The following is a 16,792-nucleotide window of genomic DNA, read 5'->3' as shown; positions in this document are numbered from 1 at the left end:
TAGGGCAAATGTCATAAATATTAATTTATTTTTTAACAAAATAGTTATTATTTTATCACATAAATTGTTATTACAATATATTATGTTAAAAAAGCATATATTCAGGGGAAAAAGCTTTAAAAACATAAATATTATTTTATATTTTGTAATATTATATACTAATGAATAAAAAATATAAATAAAATTTTATAAGTTTGTTAAATTTTTGGCATGGTAGTTGCTTTAAATATTTGTGCAATATTAATATTACTAAATTATTAAAAATATTTTAACATTAAATAAATATTAGGAGGAGTTCTAACTATGGAAAGATTCACATTGCCAAGAGATCTTTATTTTGGAAAAGGTTCTTTAGAATCATTAAAGACATTAAAAGGTAAGAAAGCCGTAGTAGTTGTTGGCGGCGGTTCGATGAAAAGATTTGGATTTTTAGATAAAGTAGAAAGTTATTTAAAAGAAGCAGGTATAGAAGTTAGATTAATTGAAGGCGTAGAACCAGACCCATCAGTTGAAACTGTTATGAATGGTGCTGCTGTTATGAGAGAATTTAAGCCCGATCTAATAGTTTCAATAGGTGGTGGTTCACCAATAGATGCAGCAAAAGCTATGTGGATATTCTATGAGTACCCAGATTTCACATTCGAACAAGCAGTTGTACCATTTGGAATACCTGAATTAAGACAAAAAGCTAAATTTGTTGCTATACCATCAACTAGTGGAACAGCTACTGAAGTTACAGCTTTTTCAGTTATAACTGATTACAAGAAAAAAATTAAATATCCTTTAGCCGATTTTAACTTGACTCCAGATGTAGCTATAGTAGATCCAGATTTAGCTCAAACAATGCCAGCTAAATTAACAGCTCATACTGGTATGGATGCATTAACTCATGCTATAGAAGCTTATGTAGCAGGATTAAGATCTGTATTTTCAGACCCACTTGCAATACAAGCTATAGTTATGATAAAAGAACATTTAGTTAAATCCTATAATGGAGATAAAGAATCAAGAGGACAAATGCATTTAGCTCAATGTTTAGCAGGAATGGCTTTTTCTAATGCATTACTTGGAATTGCACATTCAATGGCTCATAAAACAGGAGCAGTATTCCATATTCCTCATGGATGTGCTAACGCAATTTTCTTACCTTATGTAATCCAATATAATGCTAAAGATTGCAAAGAAAGATATGCTACTATTGCAAAAACACTTGGACTTAAAGGTGAAAATACTGATGAATTAGTTAAATCTTTAATAGAAATGATAAGAGAAATGAACAAAACTATGAATATACCATTAACTTTAAAAGAATATGGTATAAAAGAAGATGAATTTAAAGAAAATGTTAAATATATTTCTCATAATGCAGTGTTAGATGCTTGTACTGGATCAAATCCAAGAAAAATTGATGATGCAACTATGGAGAAATTATTTACTTGCACATATTATGGAGAAGATGTAGAATTTTAAGTGAAAGTGTAATTAAAAAATTTAATAAGAGAAGATAAAAAATAGCTATAATTATGATTGCAGTACTTCTCTTTTAATTAATAAACAAATTTTTGTAGATAAGAAAGTTATCTTATAACTCTAAGGCTTCCTTTAATATAAGGAGGAAGTTTTAGAGTTTCATGTCGATTTAAAATATTATAAATTTTTGATTGGGATAAAAATTATATTTGAAACTAAGAATTTTTATAAATAGAATTCTTAGTTTCAAATATAAAAAATTAATATAAGTTCTTTTAATGATTATTAAATTAAGTTTATAAAAAACTTATTAAAGCACTTATAGTGTTTATATTTATTTCTAATAAAAATATCACATTAATAGAACAACAAAATAGGGGGAATGAGATTGTATAAGATAATTGAAAAAAAAGAATTAGCACCAAAAATATATTCTATAGAAGTGGAAGCAAAAAGAGTAGCTAAATCAGCAAAGCCAGGACAATTTATTATAGTAAGAATAGATGAAAAAGGCGAAAGAATACCACTTACAGTAGCAGATTATAATGAAAAAAAAGGTACAATTACTATAGTCGTACAAGCAGTTGGTTCATCAACTACTAGAATGGTAGATCTTAAAGCAGGAGATTATTTTATGGATTTTGTAGGTCCTCTTGGACAACCATCAGAATTTGTAGAAGAAGATTTAGAATCTCTTAAAAAAATGAAATTAATGTTTGTGGCAGGTGGAGTAGGAGCAGCACCTGTATATCCTCAAGTAAAATGGCTTTGTGAAAGAGGAATAAAGCCTGAAGTTATAATAGGAGGAAAAAATAAAGATTTTATATTATTAGAAAATGAAATGACAAAGTTAGGAGCTAAAGTATATCCTTGTACAGATGATGGTTCTTATGGATTCCATGGACTTGTAACAAATAAATTAAAAGAATTAATAGATAATGGAGAAAAATATGATAGGGTAATAACTATAGGACCTATGATTATGATGAATTTTGTAGCTAAGCTAACAAAAGAATATAAAATACCTACAATTGTAAGTTTAAATACACTTATGGTTGATGGAACAGGAATGTGTGGAGCCTGTAGAGTAACTGTAGGTGGAGAAACAAAATTTACTTGTGTAGATGGACCAGAATTTGATGGTCACTTAGTAGATTTCGGTGAAGCTATGAAAAGACAATCTTTATATAAAACAGAAGAAGGAAAAAGACTTCATAAAATAGAAGAAGAAAAAGAAGGACATGTATGTCATATAGGAGCAGGGGGTAACGCATAATGGATAGAATGAAGAAAATACCAGTTAGGGAACAAGATCCAAAAGTAAGGGCAAAAAACTTTAAAGAAGTGTGTTTAGGATATAATGAAGAAGAAGCTGTGGCAGAAGCTAATAGATGTCTAAATTGTAAGAAACCAATGTGTGTAACAAAGTGCCCAGTTTCAATAATGATACCAGAATTTATACAACATGTTAAAAATAAAGAATTTGAGAAAGCAGCAAAGACTATAGCAAAATATAGTGCACTACCAGCAGTTTGTGGAAGAGTCTGTCCTCAAGAAAGCCAATGCGAAGGTAAATGCGTTCTTGGTATAAAAGGAGAACCAGTAGCTATAGGAAAACTTGAAAGATTTGTAGCAGATTGGTCAAGAGAACATGATATAGATTTATCAGAAAAGGAAACTAGCAAAAATAAAAAAGTAGCAGTAATAGGAAGTGGTCCAGCAGGACTTACTTGTGCAGGTGACCTAGCTAAAAAAGGTTATGATGTAACTATATTTGAAGCTCTTCATGAACCAGGTGGAGTTTTAGTTTATGGAATACCAGAATTTAGACTACCAAAGGATACAGTAGTAAAACATGAAATAGAAAATGTTAAAAAATTAGGTGTAAAAATAGAAACTAATGTAATCATAGGAAGAACCGTTACTATAGATGAACTTATAGAAGATGAAAAATTTGATGCAGTATTTATAGGATCAGGAGCTGGACTTCCAAAATTTATGGGAATTCCAGGAGAAAATGCTAATGGAGTATTTTCAGCTAATGAATTCTTAACAAGAAATAATTTAATGAAAGCTTTTAAAGATGAGTATGATACACCTATAAAAGTAGGTAAAAAAGTAGCTGTAGTAGGAGGCGGTAACGTTGCTATGGATGCTGCTAGAACAGCATTAAGACTTGGAGCAGAGGTTCATATAGTATACAGAAGATCAGAAGAAGAACTTCCAGCTAGAGTAGAAGAAGTACATCATGCAAAAGAAGAAGGAATCATATTTGATCTTTTAAGAAATCCAGTAGAAATATTAGAAGATGAAAAAGGCTGGGTAAAAGGCATGAAATGTGTGAAAATGGAATTAGGAGAGTCAGATGCATCTGGAAGAAGAAGACCAGTTGAAATAGAAGGTTCTGAATATACAATGGATGTAGATACTGTAATAATGTCTCTTGGAACATCTCCAAATCCATTAATATCACATACTACAAAGGGATTAGAGATCAATAAGAGAAGATGTATAATAGCAGAAGAAGAAACAGGATTAACTTCAAGAGAAGGAGTATATGCAGGTGGCGATGCTGTAACAGGAGCTGCTACTGTAATACTTGCTATGGGAGCAGGAAAAAATGCTGCTAAAGCTATTGATGAATATTTAAGTAAATAAGTTTATTTTTAAATATTCTCTCAATAAGAATTTAATATTTTGTATTAGAGAGATACTTATAAATCAATTACTTATTACTATATAAAATAGATGGGTACTCTAAAGAAACAAAAAGAGCATTTCATGAAAAATGAGATGCTCTTTTTATATTTATAAATTTATTTTATATAGGGAAAGTTATTAGAATAGGAGTAAATTTTAAATATAGTACAGTAGAAAATAATACTTTATAATCATTATAATGAATTATTACAAATATCATAATGAATTAATAGATAATAAGACAAAATATAATAAAATATAATAAATTATACATATGTATTGATTTATTCATTATAATCAATTAAAATAAAATCAAAAAAGAGAGGGACAAAATATGATTGATAAAAAATCTCATATACCTCTATATGAACAATTAAAGGATGAAATTCAAAGAAAAATAGATATAGAGCTCAAACCAGGTGATAGTATTCCAACAGAACTTGAAATAGAAAAAATGTATAATGTGAGTAGGATGACTGTAAGAAGAGCTATACATGAGCTTGTACTTGAAGGAGTTATACAAAAAAAACAAGGTAGTGGTACATTTGTACAAGAACCAAAGATTGTTCATAATGTAGAGAGAATAACTAGCTTTACAGAAGAAATGAAAGAAAAAGGAATGATACTTAAAACTGTATCCACAGAAATAAATAGAATAGATAACCCATCTAAAAAACTCGTCACCAAATTAAATTTATCCCCATTTGAAAAAGTAATACAAATAAAAAGATTAAGATATGTAAATAATGAACCATTTATTATAATGATAAATTATCTAAGAGAAAAATATGTAGAGGGTATTAAAGAAAAAAGATTAAATAAGGAATCTCTATATGATAGTCTTGAAAACGAATACGGTATTATTTTAGAAAGAGCAGATGAAACCTTAGAGGCTAGAGAATCAACAGAATTTGAGGCAGAAAACCTTGAAATAGATATATGGTCACCTGTGCTATATCTTGAAAGATTATCTTATATAAAAGACAATATACCCATTGAGTTTACTAATGTAACTATAAGAGGTGATAAATATAAATACAATGTTAGTTTGTATGGACGTAATAAAATCAAATAAAACTTTGTTTGATTATTTAATTATAAACATAAACTAATGTGAAAAGAGGTGATTCAGTTGATGAATATTCAAAAAATAGGCAAGAAACATGGTGTTGAAGTAGATGGAGAAGCAGTAGATCTTGGATTTTTTAAAGGAATAGAATGTGATCTTATAGTAGCTTCAATGGAAATATCACAAGAAATTAAAGAAGAGAATATTGAAGTAATAGGAATAGACAATATACTTGACCAAAATGAAATAGAAAATAAAATTGTACCTTACCTTATAAAACTAAAAGATAAATAGTAAAGAGGAGGAAAATTTATGTTATCTTTTATTACAGCCATTTTGAGTAATCCTGCTTTCATTTTAGGCATAATTGCACTAGTAGGTTTAGCAGCTTTAAAGAAATCTGGGTCTGACATAATAAAAGGTACTTTAAAAACTATTTTTGGTTTTCTTATCTTACAGGCAGGTGCTACAATAATTGTAAATGCACTTATCCCTTTTAGTACAATGTTTACAAGTGCATTTCAGTTAAGTGGTATTGTAGCAGAAGACAATTCTCTTGTAGCAGCAGTTCAAAAATTATTAGGTAGAGAAACAGCACTTATTATGGTATTTTCATTTCTCATAAACTTGATTCTTGCCAGGCTCACACCTTGGAAATACATTTTTTTAACAGGTCATATGATGTTTAGTTTTGCAGGTACAATGGCTATAGTTCTTGATCAAATGGGGTTTAGTGGGGCAAAGCTAATTTTAATAGGTTCAGTAATACAGGGAGTGTCTATGGTTTTATTTCCAGCAATATCTCAGCCTATGGTTAGAAAAGTCACAGGTAATGATAATGTAGCATTTGGTTTTTGGGGAAGTTCATTGGTTTCCTTATCAGGAGTAATAGGTGGAATATTTGGAGATAAATCCAGATCAGCAGAGGAAATAAAAGTATCTAAAGAATTTGATTTTCTAAAAGATATGTCTATATTAATGGGCATGGTTATGGCGGGAATATATATAGTAACAGCTTTAGCAGCAGGTAAAGATGTGGTATCAAAACTAAGCAATGGTCAAAACATAATTTTATTTAGTATAATTCAAGCTTTCACATTTGTAGCAGGTATATTAGTACTTTTACAAGGGGTAAGAATATTTCTTGGAGAAATTGTTCCAGCTTTTAAAGGTATAGGAGAAAAAAATAGTACCAGGATCAAAGCCAGCTCTTGATGTACCAATCTTTTATTCATATTCACCAATGGCAGTTACAATAGGATTTTTATCAGCAATAGTGGGAGGATTAATAGTAACATTTATATCAAGTTTTCTTCCAGTAGTGGTATTACCAAGTGTTATGGGTTTGTTCTTTATGGGTGGAGCAGCAGGTGTGTTTGGTAATAAAACAGGAGGAAGAAGAGGTGCTATAATAGCAGGATTGTTCTTAGGATTTTCTTTTTCATTATTAATTGCTTTAGCATATCCACTAGTAAATGTTACCAAATATGGAGTTGCAGGATTATGGTTTGCTTCATCAGATTCTATAATAGTTATAATTATAATGAGACTTGTAGGTAAATTATTTGGAATTTAGGTGTGAATAATTTTGTATTTGAGTTATTTATGGCCTTGATAGTGATTGTTTATATTTACAATATAAAGCTAATAAACTGGGCAGTATAAATTGAATTTTTATAAGAATAATATGGAAATTAATAAGTTAGGAGAGATAAGAAAATGGGGAAAATTAGAACTGTTTTAGGAGATATAAATAAAGAAGAATTAGGATTTACCTATTCTCATGAACATTTACATGCGGTACCACCATCATCACAAAAGGATAGAGATCTTGAGTTAAGTGATTATAGTAAAAGCTTAAAAGAGTTATTAAATTTTAAGGAAGTAGGAGGAGAAACACTAGTTGAGGCTTCCACAATAGATTACGGTAGAGACGGTGGAGTTTTAAAAAGAATGTCTCAACAATCAGGTGTTAATGTGGTTGCTACAACAGGATTTAATAAGCATATATATTATCCAAAATGGGTAGAAGAAAAATATTAAACAAATAATGAATATTCTAGTTCATGATGTAGAAGTAGGGATGGATGATACTGATGCAAAAGCAGGATTTTTAAAAGGCGGATCATGGTATAACTTAGTTCACCCATTGGAAGATAAAACTACAAGGGCAATTGCTATGGCACATAAGGAAACTGGTGCACCTATATGGCTTCATACTGAGGCTGGTACTATGGGTATGGAAATGTTAGATATATTAAAGGAAGAAGGAATTGATCTTACTAAGGTAGCCGTTGGAGACTTGGATAGAAATGCAGACCCATATTATCATTTGAAATTAGCTGAAAGAGGGGCATATATACAATTTGATGGCCCAGGAAAAGTAAAATATTATCCTGATAGTATAAGAGTAGATCTTATAAAAAATTTAATTAATCATGGATTCATAAATCAAATATTGATTTCTGGAGATATGGGAAGAGCATCATATTTACAAGCATACGGAGGAGGACCAGGATTTAAATTTATAAAAACAAAATTTATTCCGCGGCTTATGGATGAAGGTATTTCAAAAGAACAAATAGATACTATATTCAAAAATAATCCTGCAGAGTGGTTGTCACAGTTTTAGAAGTAAGTATAGGAGGAACTATATGAGAAAACTAAAAAAATCATATTGTTGCAATACTTAGGGGAATAAGTTCTAAGGATGCTCCATTTATTGCTGAAGTATTATTAGAAGAAGGGATAAATTGGATAGAAGTTTCTTTAAGTGATGAAAAAGAAGGAATTGCTTCTATAGATGAGATATATAAGAATTTTAAAAATTCAGATATAAACTTAGGAGTGGGAACAGTTATAAATAAAGATCAAGTTAGTAAGTATTTAGAAGTGGGGGCAAAGTATATAATTACTCCTGGATTTGATAGAGAATTAGTTAGATATGTAAACAGATTAAATGTAAGTATATTACCTGGAGTATTTACTGCTGGGGAAGTTGCACAGGCAATGGCAGAAAAAATAGATATATGCAAGTTATTTCCTGCTAATATATTAGGTTTTGATTATATTAATAGTTTAAAGGATCCATTTCCAAACATGAAATTTGTTGCAGTGGGAGGAGTGAATATAAAAAATATTAATTATTTTCTAGAGAATGGTTTTTATGCTGTAGGAATAGGTAGTGATCTTGTACCTGGAGGTTCATCAAAACAAGATAAAGAGTATGTAAGAAATAATGCTAAAGAGTATATAAAAGTCATAAAAAAAAGGATGATTTTTATGAAAAACAAATATGAAATGATAAATATGACCAGAGATGAAATAAAAGACAGCTTTAAAAAAACATCTGTAGCCGTTTTACCAATAGGAGCTCTAGAACAACATGGTCATCATTTACCCCTAGGTACAGATATAATTATAGCAGAAGAATTAGGCAGAAGGGTATGTGAAGAAACGGAAGCATTATTGTTGCCAGCTATTCCTTTCGGATATTCTTGGGTATGGAGAAATATACCTGGTACAATTACTCTAAAACAACATAATGTGGAGGAAATAATTAAGGATACAGCTTCAAGTTTAGATAGATATGGAGTGAAAAATCTTATTGTTATAAATGACATGATGCTAATAATGCTTCTATGAAATACGCAGCTAGAGAATTAGAGGATGAAATAGGGATAAAAGTAATATATATTTTTTATCCTGATATGAATGAAGTAATGAAGGAAATTATGGAGTCAGACACTTGGTATGGTCTTATACATGCCTGTGAGTTTGAAACATCTCTTATGTTAGCCATAAATCCTGAGTTAGTTAATATGGATAAGGCAGTTAAAGAATATCCTGATAAACCTTTGCTATATGGGAAATCAACTATTTCATTAGGAGATTTAAGTAAAAGTGGAGTTTATGGAGATCCAACAAGAGCTACAAGAGAAAAAGGAGAAAAGCTATTAAATATATTTACAAAAAAAATTGTAGATATAATAAAAGCATTATAAAAAAGATATAGATACTATAAAATACTGACCAAGGTGATCTAATCTATAATGCATATTATAGGATAGATATGTGAAAGAGTATATAAGATTATCTATTATATAAAAGAGTATCTATATAGAATTATAAAGGGTAGCTATAAATAATTATATAGGACATTATTTACAAATATCATGAAATCTATAGAGAAATTTAGAAAGGGTTTATTAAGTTTAAAAGAGCTAAGGCAAATAAAATGCTTTAGCTCTTTTTTGTTATAATTAACAATTTTTAAAGTTTAATGTTTAATGTTTTTAGTTATTAACTCCATAAAAGTTTCAGGGGTAACTATTTCTACATTAGGATTTTTTCTTAGTTTGTTAATGGCATTTTCAATATTATCTAAGTTTTTACTCCAAGCATGAACATATACAAAAGTATAACTATTGGGATTATCAACACCTATCTCACCAGAATCAATTCTTTTATTTATATTTCTTACTAATTCATCTTCATTTTCTAAATTATTCCAAAGAAGATCTCTACAAGATATTATTGGTTTGTTATTAGACCAAATTATTTTACCATTGTAATTATCATGTTTATGATAATCTAGATAAAATAACCCATCTATATTGGATTCTTTGGTGAATTTATCCCAAAGAGTAGTATTATAAAAAGAAGAATCATCTATAATTGCCACATACTTTTCATCTACTTTGCCCATATATCGATTTAGGGTAGTAACATAATCATGCAGGTCATTTTTATTAAATTTACTTGGATATATATATCCATTACCGGATGGAGATACTACAAAATAATCATTGTTAGTTCCACAAGAGGCATTTTTATAATATAAATTAAATACAGTAGGAGCTAAGTAGTATAGAGATGGACTTAAAGACCAACCCATATTAAAATTTCCCCTATGGTTAGAACCGTACCATTTAGGAGAATTATAATTATTTCCAAGATTCCATTGTTGATTGTCTCCATCTGACATAATAAATGTTACATAATGAGCTTGTTTGTTGTTGGGAATGTTTGAAATAGACTTTTGACTTATAGCAACAGATGGAAAAGCACTTAATACAGTTAAATTATAAGACCAATCTGAAGCTACCATACTTACACCATATTTTGATGAGGTACTTACATTTATAAATTCATCCGGTCCCCAGCCTAGACAAGTGGAATTAGAGTTCATAGATGAGAATACTTTATCCCTAAGCGAAGTATCTTTTATACTATCTTCATAAAAGATTAGAGCTCTGGTCATTATAGCATAATCTCTTAAAGCTGTATCTCTTTTGGGAGATAGTTGAATTACCATTGAGTGATTTAATCCACAATTCCACAGCTTATTATAAGCCCAGTTTTTATCAGTGTTTCTACAATCTCCAGCAACATTTTTTATACTATGGGCTCGTACATTCTTTTCAATACTTTCATCAATAGCAATAGAATCATTTAATGATGCAAAAGAACAAGCATTATTTATAGAAGGATCTTCTGATGATTTATTGCTATAAAGTACATATCCTTTAACATAACTTTTGTATATAGAGAGTAATTTCCAAGGATCTGAAATATTTTCATAGGATATACCATAATTATTTTTTAAATTATTTAACCATATTTTATAATCAGGTTGGGAAGAATTAAGAGTGTATATTTGGTGGGAACACTTAGGATTAACTATTCCTTGAAGGGTAGCTATCATTGTTCTTTCACTAGAATTCATAGCATTTTGAGATATAACATATAAGTGAGAAGGAACTTTAGTATTTTTTATATAATTAGAACTTGATTTATTTGAAGAAGCAATAGGAAAAAAACTATTGCTTCTTGTATTCATAGTATTAAGAGTTTTTTTCCAATCGCTCCATTTCACATCAAATTTATGACTATTTTCTTTAGTGTATTTATAAAAATTTTGAAGGAAATTATATCTTTCATTATTATAAAAAGATTTCATATGTTTCTCATCAAATCCTGCTAATAAAAGTTGTCTTTGTATAATGTCATCAGCAGCAACTTTTTCTGAATTTCTCATCATATCATACATGATCATAAAAGTAGTAGTTCTGCCTATACCTTGTTTACAGTGAAAATGATACCATGTATCTATATGATTAGATTTTATTGTATCAACAAAATAATCCACCATATCATCTGTAGGTAGTTTGGTGTCAGTAACAGGTACACGAATATAAGATAAAAGATTATGCTTAACAAGTTGTTCTTCATTTTCAACTTTAGTTGGAATTATGGTCTTGTTAGGATGATTATAAAAACTAATAGGTGAATTTAATTTAATACTTTTTAGTTTTTTATTTTCATCTTCTAAAACCTGTGCTTTAGTCAATCCTACATTAGCGTTATTCTTTTTATTAGCCCAACTAACAGGTAATCCATTGATAAATCCGTGAGATTCTTGTCTTAAATCAACAACTGTTATAGGAAGTTGAGTGTTTATATTACTTATTACAATGGGAAGATTTTGCTCAGAAAATTGTTTGCTTCCAGAAATATTTAATGTATCTAATCCTGTAAGATTTATATTTTTATTGCCCTTTAGATTTGATAAATCAGAGGATTTACGAAATTTTGCTGGAATTTTATCGTTGTTTTGTGAATCTAAAACAAGGTTGACACTATTATTGTTATCTGTAGCTGAAGTAACTTTGTTTTTTATTGTAAAAAATGAAAATATACCTACAACTAATAATAAAATAGATATACTTAATTTGAATTTTTTCTTCATTTGTATCACCTCGATTATAATAATTTTAAATAAATATGTTTACTTAAAATATATAATGTGTCATTTAAATAACTTATATACAGGTTATAAATGGATTCTTATAAAAAACATATTTGCTCATTTTATATAATTTATATTTAGTATTATTATTTATATTTAGGTATATATAATAGTTGAAAAATAAGAATTTTATTTTAATGCATAACTATATATAGTAAATAGAAAAACATTAAGTATTACATATTCAATATTAAATAAATTAATAATATAATAGATACAACTTAATTTTATTAATATATACATTAATAAAATTAAGTTTAACTATTGACTATATTAACATATAAGAGTATTATATAAAATAACAGGAGGGATAGGATGATATATAAGGCAATAACGGTTTGTCCAGTATGCGGAAAAAAGCTAAAAATAACAAGGATTAATTGTTCTTCATGTAATACTGTTATAGAAAATGATTTTAAATTTTCTAAGTTTGATTATTTAACTAAAGAACAGCTGAAATTTATAGAAGTATTTATTATGTGCAGAGGAAGTATTAAAGATGTAGAAAAGCAACTTGGAATTTCTTATCCTACAGTTAGATCAAAATTAGATGAAGTAATTAATGCATTAGGGTATAAAGAATTAATTAAAAATAACAAAGAAGAAAAAGATGTAATAGGAGCCTTAGAAAGAGGAGAAATATCTGCAGATGAGGCAATAAAAATATTGAAAAAAGATTAATAAAATAATGGAGGGATAGTTATGAGAGAAGATTTAATAAAAATATTGAACATGTTATCTGAAGATAGAATAGATGTAGAAAAATGTGCAGATCTTATTGAGGCTATGTATACAAATAATAAAACTAACATAAGTAATTTGGGGAGCTACAATGATAAAATGCTTAAGGTGCATGTAGACTCTTCCGAAGGAGATAATGTAAGAATTAATATGCCAGTGCCTGTATTAACTTCAATTTTAAAAGTATCAGGAAAATTACCTATAAAAAATAGTAATTTGGAGGGATTAGACTTAGAAATGTTAACAGAAACCATAAGTAAAGCAATAGAAAATGAAATGCTAGGAGAAATAGTATCAGTAAATTCAGGTAAAGGTGATATTGTAAGAATAGTTATTGAATAGGTGATAAAAGTGAAAATTGTAATAAAAAGTGAACGTACTAAAATGTTTATTCCAGTTCCTATTTTTCTTTTGCCACATATATTAAAAATTTTTAAGGCTATATGTAAAAAATCAACCAATAACAGCGAAAGTATTAAATATATAGAATGTTTAGATGTGGATTCTGTTAGATGTATAATAAAAGAATTAAAGAGATATAAAGGACTTAAACTGGTACAGGTTAAAAGTCAAGATGGCACATATGTATTAATTAAAGTTTAAGGGTTTCAAATATCTCCAAGTAATTATAATAGATGTAAGTATTAAAAGAATATAAATTTATAAGGATATTAAAAGTTATTAATAATTTTTAATATCTTTTTTATTTTCTGATCTAGGCACAATTAAAAGTTATAGAACTATAGAAGGTTTTGGGGTTAACACTTATGTTTGGATCAATGAAAAGGAACACAGAGTACTTATTAAATATCACTGGATACCTACTTTAGGTGTTAAGACAATAGATAGGCATGAGGCTGAAGTACTTGCGGGAGTTGATCCAGATATAGCTACAAGAGATCTATATGATACCATAGCTAAAGGAGGAAAAGTTGAGTATTTTTTGAAAGTACAAGTTATGGAAATGGAAGAATCTGAATGCTTAGAATTCGATACTTTATATGCAACTAAAGTATGGCCGGAAGATAAATTCCCATTGATTGAAGTTGGAAAGATAACATTGAATGAAAATCCTAAAAACTTTTTTGGGGAAATTGAACAAATAGCGTTTTGCCCATCTAATATAGTACCAGGGGTAGCATTGTCTAATGATAAACTTTTACAAGGGAGAAGCTTCTCATATAAGGATACTCAAAGATACAGGATAGGAGCTAATTTTCAGCAGTTGCCTATAAATAAACCTATAGTTGAGGTAAATAATAATACTCAGGATGGACCTATGAGATATTTTTATAATAAAGGAAGCATAAATTATAAACCTAATACTTTAAATGACAATAAACCTTTGGAGCACCCAAAAGGAAAAAAAGAGCCTATTTATGTTGAAGGAAATTTGGTAAGAAAAACTATAGATAAAAGTCAAGACTTTTTACAGGCGGGTGAAAGGTATAGAGCTATGACAGATAAGGAAAAGAATACATTAATAAGCAATATAGCAGCAGATATGTGGGAAGTTGATATAAGAATTCAGTTGAAAGCTATAGATAATTTTTCTAAAGCAGATAAAGAATTTGGAAGAAGATTAAAAACAGAACTAAGAATTGAAGAGCATTGTTAATAACTATAACAATTAATATTGATTTTAATAGTTCATGTTAATTTTAAATATTTATAACATAATTAATAAAAAATACTAAATTTTTAGGTTTTATAATATTCTTCAGTGAAATAAATAACCAATCTTATGAAGATAAAATATATAGCTTCATTATGTTCATAGAAAGCTAAAGGGACTGTCCCATTCATTAAAAAAAATTAAGCACAATATATTGTTTTACAAGTTTAAAGTTAACACAATATATTGTAGGATTTATTATTAGTGGGACAGCTCCTTTTTCATTTATATTAAGATATGTTAAGTTCATGTGGGAGAAGAGTTTAATATTTTTTTAATAAATCCTTTTATAAAGATCTTTTGTTTTTAAATTATTCTTTTTAGCTATTCTTTTCCAATACATATTACCAGCCAATTTAAATATAAATTTAGGCATCTTAGCATTAACAAGGATCTTATTTTGAGGAGTAATGCTATTATTAATATTTTCTATATCTTTTTTTAATGTTAAAAGTGCATCATATATGGGGTGTTTCATTTTAGAATTAAGAGGTATATTTTTTGAATTAATCATAAATTCACCAGCACCGATACCTATGCCAAGTCTCCAGTTGAATCCTATTCTTGTACAATAATTTTTCATTATGTCAATGGCTATAGAATTTTGAGTTCCTTCCAAGAATCCACAATTTATTAAGCAATACATATCAGTATTTAAACCTTTTTTGTTTTTAAGGAAAGATTCAAAACATATCATAAAATCCAGCATTGGGCTTGGAAGGCAATCAGCATATAAAGGAGAAATAAGAATGATTTTATTAAAAGATAGGATCTCATTAAGGGAGCTTGTATCTTTCATAAGTTCACTTACATAATATTCTTTTGTTTTAATGTTATTATTAAGCAATTGTATTAATTCATTAATAAAGTACGAAGAATTGCTATTTTTTTTCTTTGGACTACCATTTATAATACATAGATTATTCATGAAAATTACCTCCCTTATAAATTTTTTAAAACATCTTTTATTTTATATATATCATCCACTATAAAAGATTTATACTGGGTAAAACTTAAGTTTATACAGTATGCCTTCACTAGTTTTTTAAATGTAGCTTTTTCATCAGATGTGATATCTTTTCCATATCCTATGGCTATAAATTTAGGAAATTTATCATATCTAGAAACATGATGAATTTCTCCATTAACCGATTTAAAGAATGGTAGTAAGATACCTATAGATCTATCTATAACATTTTTAATATAAGGAGAATAGCAACCATAATGTATTTTGGTAATTATAATAAAAATATTATTGTGCAAAATAAATTTAGGCATTTCTGTATAAAAATCATTTATAATGCACTTACCAGGAGTTTTACTCCAACACTTAAAACAGCCATAACAAGGTTGTATAGGGGCTGTTTCTTTTGATAATATTTTGGTGTTTTTTGATACAAAAGGTAATATTTCATTTAAATTTTTTTTAGATAAATCATGAACTAATAACATAAAAATTCTCCTTTCATATATGGATAAAACCATGTTTATGGTGTAAACTTTGCTTTAGTATACTATAGTAAGTTTACATTGTCAACATAAAATGATACAATAAATTATAATATATTTGTATTTTGAAAGAGAGGGCATTTTATATGGCAACTTATGCATATCATCATGGAGATTTAAAGAAAACTTTAATAATAGAAGGATTAAAATTACTTAATAAAGAAGGTACAGATAAATTTTCCATAAGAAAAGTAGCTGCTTTATGCAATGTAAGTCATTCAGCTCCATATAAGCATTTTAAAAATAAAGAAGAATTAATTAATGCCATATCTAATTATGTATTTAGTGAATTTGAGAAATCTTTAATAGAAATAACAGAAATATGTAAGGATAATCCAAGTAAAAAGATTACTGAGCTTGGGAAAAAATATGTTTGGTTTATGGTGGAAAATCCCGATTATCTAAAATTTTTATTTTTAAACAATTATAAATATGGGATTGTGGCGGATGAAAGTAAATTTGAAGCTAAAGTTTCAGGATCTTTTGAAATATTTAAGAACTCAGCTATTGAATATTTAAAGAGTATAAATATAAAAAAAGAAGAGTATACACGAGATGTAATAGCTATGTGGTCTATGGTTCACGGTATTGCAGTAATGTTAGCAAATAGAACTATTATATACAATGGAGATTATTTGGAACTTGTTGAAAGTATTATAAATAAAAATCTTAAGTTTTAGAAGCTATATTATTAAAATATAAAGATAATTAACATTAAATATAATAATAAACAATAAAAGAAGACGCTACCAAAGTTTTCCTTGGATAGAGTCTTCTTTTCTGTATTTGTCTATTTTATACATATATAAATAGTTAT

Annotated in this window: 19 protein-coding genes; 16 read left to right on the top strand and 3 right to left on the bottom strand. The window is 28.1% G+C overall.

Annotation, left to right across the window (positions count from 1 at the left end):
- Window positions 1–303 precede the first annotated feature (303 nt).
- From NGI68_RS11915 to NGI68_RS11865, 11 genes are all read left to right on the top strand, one after another.
- Window positions 304–1,470 carry an iron-containing alcohol dehydrogenase gene (locus NGI68_RS11915; protein ID WP_251861700.1) on the top strand — a complete coding sequence of 389 codons (1,167 nt, stop codon included), beginning with the start codon at window positions 304–306 and terminating at the stop codon, window positions 1,468–1,470.
- A 388-nt stretch (window positions 1,471–1,858) separates the two neighbouring features.
- Window positions 1,859–2,746: a sulfide/dihydroorotate dehydrogenase-like FAD/NAD-binding protein gene (locus tag NGI68_RS11910; protein ID WP_251861699.1), complete on the top strand. Its 888-nt coding sequence runs from the start codon at window positions 1,859–1,861 to the stop codon at window positions 2,744–2,746.
- Complete coding sequence (gene gltA, locus NGI68_RS11905; protein ID WP_251861698.1) at window positions 2,746–4,128, top strand: NADPH-dependent glutamate synthase; 1,383 nt, start codon at window positions 2,746–2,748, stop codon at window positions 4,126–4,128. Before NGI68_RS11910 ends, gltA begins: the two co-directional genes overlap by 1 nt.
- A 376-nt stretch (window positions 4,129–4,504) precedes the next feature.
- A complete protein-coding gene (locus NGI68_RS11900) occupies window positions 4,505–5,245 on the top strand; it encodes a GntR family transcriptional regulator (protein ID WP_251861697.1) in 741 nt (246 codons plus the stop codon).
- Between the two features lie 60 nt (window positions 5,246–5,305).
- Window positions 5,306–5,533, top strand: a complete 228-nt coding sequence (locus NGI68_RS11895) for a PTS sugar transporter subunit IIB (RefSeq protein WP_251861696.1) — start codon at window positions 5,306–5,308, stop codon at window positions 5,531–5,533.
- An 18-nt stretch (window positions 5,534–5,551) separates the two neighbouring features.
- Window positions 5,552–6,454: a PTS transporter subunit IIC gene (locus NGI68_RS11890; RefSeq protein WP_251861695.1), complete on the top strand. Its 903-nt coding sequence runs from the start codon at window positions 5,552–5,554 to the stop codon at window positions 6,452–6,454.
- A gap of 28 nt (window positions 6,455–6,482) precedes the next feature.
- Complete coding sequence (locus NGI68_RS11885; protein ID WP_353505390.1) at window positions 6,483–6,815, top strand: PTS transporter subunit IIC; 333 nt, start codon at window positions 6,483–6,485, stop codon at window positions 6,813–6,815.
- A gap of 143 nt (window positions 6,816–6,958) precedes the next feature.
- Window positions 6,959–7,282, top strand: a complete 324-nt coding sequence (locus NGI68_RS11880; RefSeq protein WP_251861694.1) for a phosphotriesterase family protein — start codon at window positions 6,959–6,961, stop codon at window positions 7,280–7,282.
- Window positions 7,283–7,289: 7 nt separating this feature from the next.
- Complete coding sequence (locus NGI68_RS11875) at window positions 7,290–7,871, top strand: phosphotriesterase family protein (protein ID WP_251861693.1); 582 nt, start codon at window positions 7,290–7,292, stop codon at window positions 7,869–7,871.
- 44 nt (window positions 7,872–7,915) lie between these two features.
- Window positions 7,916–8,884 carry a creatininase family protein gene (locus NGI68_RS11870; RefSeq protein ID WP_353505395.1) on the top strand — a complete coding sequence of 323 codons (969 nt, stop codon included), beginning with the start codon at window positions 7,916–7,918 and terminating at the stop codon, window positions 8,882–8,884.
- Window positions 8,881–9,243 carry a creatininase family protein gene (locus NGI68_RS11865; RefSeq protein ID WP_251861692.1) on the top strand — a complete coding sequence of 121 codons (363 nt, stop codon included), beginning with the start codon at window positions 8,881–8,883 and terminating at the stop codon, window positions 9,241–9,243. Before NGI68_RS11870 ends, NGI68_RS11865 begins: the two co-directional genes overlap by 4 nt.
- A 275-nt stretch (window positions 9,244–9,518) precedes the next feature.
- Here NGI68_RS11865 and NGI68_RS11860 read toward each other — a convergent pair whose 3' ends face one another.
- Window positions 9,519–11,990, bottom strand: coding sequence for a GxGYxYP domain-containing protein (locus NGI68_RS11860; protein WP_251861691.1), 2,472 nt, complete (start codon window positions 11,988–11,990; stop codon window positions 9,519–9,521).
- Between the two features lie 375 nt (window positions 11,991–12,365).
- Between NGI68_RS11860 and NGI68_RS11855 the strand changes: the two genes are divergently transcribed.
- From NGI68_RS11855 to NGI68_RS11840, 4 genes are all read left to right on the top strand, one after another.
- A complete protein-coding gene (locus tag NGI68_RS11855; protein WP_251861690.1) occupies window positions 12,366–12,731 on the top strand; it encodes a DUF2089 domain-containing protein in 366 nt (121 codons plus the stop codon).
- A gap of 21 nt (window positions 12,732–12,752) precedes the next feature.
- Window positions 12,753–13,133, top strand: a complete 381-nt coding sequence (locus NGI68_RS11850; protein WP_251861689.1) for a hypothetical protein — start codon at window positions 12,753–12,755, stop codon at window positions 13,131–13,133.
- A gap of 9 nt (window positions 13,134–13,142) precedes the next feature.
- Window positions 13,143–13,394 (top strand): hypothetical protein, encoded by a 252-nt coding sequence (locus NGI68_RS11845; RefSeq protein WP_251861688.1) that lies wholly within the window; start codon window positions 13,143–13,145, stop codon window positions 13,392–13,394.
- Window positions 13,395–13,485: 91 nt separating this feature from the next.
- Window positions 13,486–14,409 (top strand): catalase, encoded by a 924-nt coding sequence (locus NGI68_RS11840; protein ID WP_286010115.1) that lies wholly within the window; start codon window positions 13,486–13,488, stop codon window positions 14,407–14,409.
- 331 nt (window positions 14,410–14,740) lie between these two features.
- On the opposite strand, the gene NGI68_RS11835 is transcribed toward NGI68_RS11840, so the two are convergent.
- Entirely contained in the window at window positions 14,741–15,394 is a 654-nt protein-coding gene (locus tag NGI68_RS11835; protein ID WP_251861687.1) for a flavodoxin family protein, read from the bottom strand.
- A gap of 14 nt (window positions 15,395–15,408) precedes the next feature.
- The gene (locus NGI68_RS11830; protein WP_251861686.1) at window positions 15,409–15,918 is read right to left on the bottom strand and encodes a flavodoxin family protein; all 510 of its coding nucleotides are present in this window, start codon (window positions 15,916–15,918) and stop codon (window positions 15,409–15,411) included.
- 143 nt (window positions 15,919–16,061) lie between these two features.
- On the opposite strand from NGI68_RS11830, the gene NGI68_RS11825 reads away from it, so the two are divergent.
- On the top strand, window positions 16,062–16,655 hold the full coding sequence (locus NGI68_RS11825) for a TetR/AcrR family transcriptional regulator (protein WP_251861685.1): 594 nt from the start codon (window positions 16,062–16,064) through the stop codon (window positions 16,653–16,655).
- Window positions 16,656–16,792 lie beyond the last annotated feature (137 nt).

Source organism: Clostridium sp. Marseille-Q2269 (genome assembly GCF_943736985.1).
Taxonomy (GTDB): Bacteria; Bacillota; Clostridia; order Clostridiales; family Clostridiaceae; genus Clostridium_F.
Note: the sequence above shows the minus strand (reverse complement) of the source record. Positions and strands in the feature narration are given on the sequence as shown.

Bases quoted from the DNA above. Each gene is read 5' to 3' on its own strand.
- NGI68_RS11915 (WP_251861700.1), top strand. From the start codon at position 304: ATGGAAAGATTCACATTGCCAAGAGATCTTTATTTTGGAAAAGGTTCT.
- gltA (WP_251861698.1), top strand. From the start codon at position 2,746: ATGGATAGAATGAAGAAAATACCAGTTAGGGAACAAGATCCAAAAGTA.
- NGI68_RS11900 (WP_251861697.1), top strand. From the start codon at position 4,505: ATGATTGATAAAAAATCTCATATACCTCTATATGAACAATTAAAGGAT.
- NGI68_RS11895 (WP_251861696.1), top strand. From the start codon at position 5,306: ATGAATATTCAAAAAATAGGCAAGAAACATGGTGTTGAAGTAGATGGA.
- NGI68_RS11890 (WP_251861695.1), top strand. From the start codon at position 5,552: ATGTTATCTTTTATTACAGCCATTTTGAGTAATCCTGCTTTCATTTTA.
- NGI68_RS11885 (WP_353505390.1), top strand. From the start codon at position 6,483: ATGGCAGTTACAATAGGATTTTTATCAGCAATAGTGGGAGGATTAATA.
- NGI68_RS11880 (WP_251861694.1), top strand. From the start codon at position 6,959: ATGGGGAAAATTAGAACTGTTTTAGGAGATATAAATAAAGAAGAATTA.
- NGI68_RS11875 (WP_251861693.1), top strand. From the start codon at position 7,290: ATGAATATTCTAGTTCATGATGTAGAAGTAGGGATGGATGATACTGAT.
- NGI68_RS11865 (WP_251861692.1), top strand. From the start codon at position 8,881: ATGAAATACGCAGCTAGAGAATTAGAGGATGAAATAGGGATAAAAGTA.
- NGI68_RS11860 (WP_251861691.1), bottom strand. From the start codon at position 11,990: ATGAAGAAAAAATTCAAATTAAGTATATCTATTTTATTATTAGTTGTA.
- NGI68_RS11855 (WP_251861690.1), top strand. From the start codon at position 12,366: ATGATATATAAGGCAATAACGGTTTGTCCAGTATGCGGAAAAAAGCTA.
- NGI68_RS11850 (WP_251861689.1), top strand. From the start codon at position 12,753: ATGAGAGAAGATTTAATAAAAATATTGAACATGTTATCTGAAGATAGA.
- NGI68_RS11835 (WP_251861687.1), bottom strand. From the start codon at position 15,394: ATGAATAATCTATGTATTATAAATGGTAGTCCAAAGAAAAAAAATAGC.
- NGI68_RS11830 (WP_251861686.1), bottom strand. From the start codon at position 15,918: ATGTTATTAGTTCATGATTTATCTAAAAAAAATTTAAATGAAATATTA.
- NGI68_RS11825 (WP_251861685.1), top strand. From the start codon at position 16,062: ATGGCAACTTATGCATATCATCATGGAGATTTAAAGAAAACTTTAATA.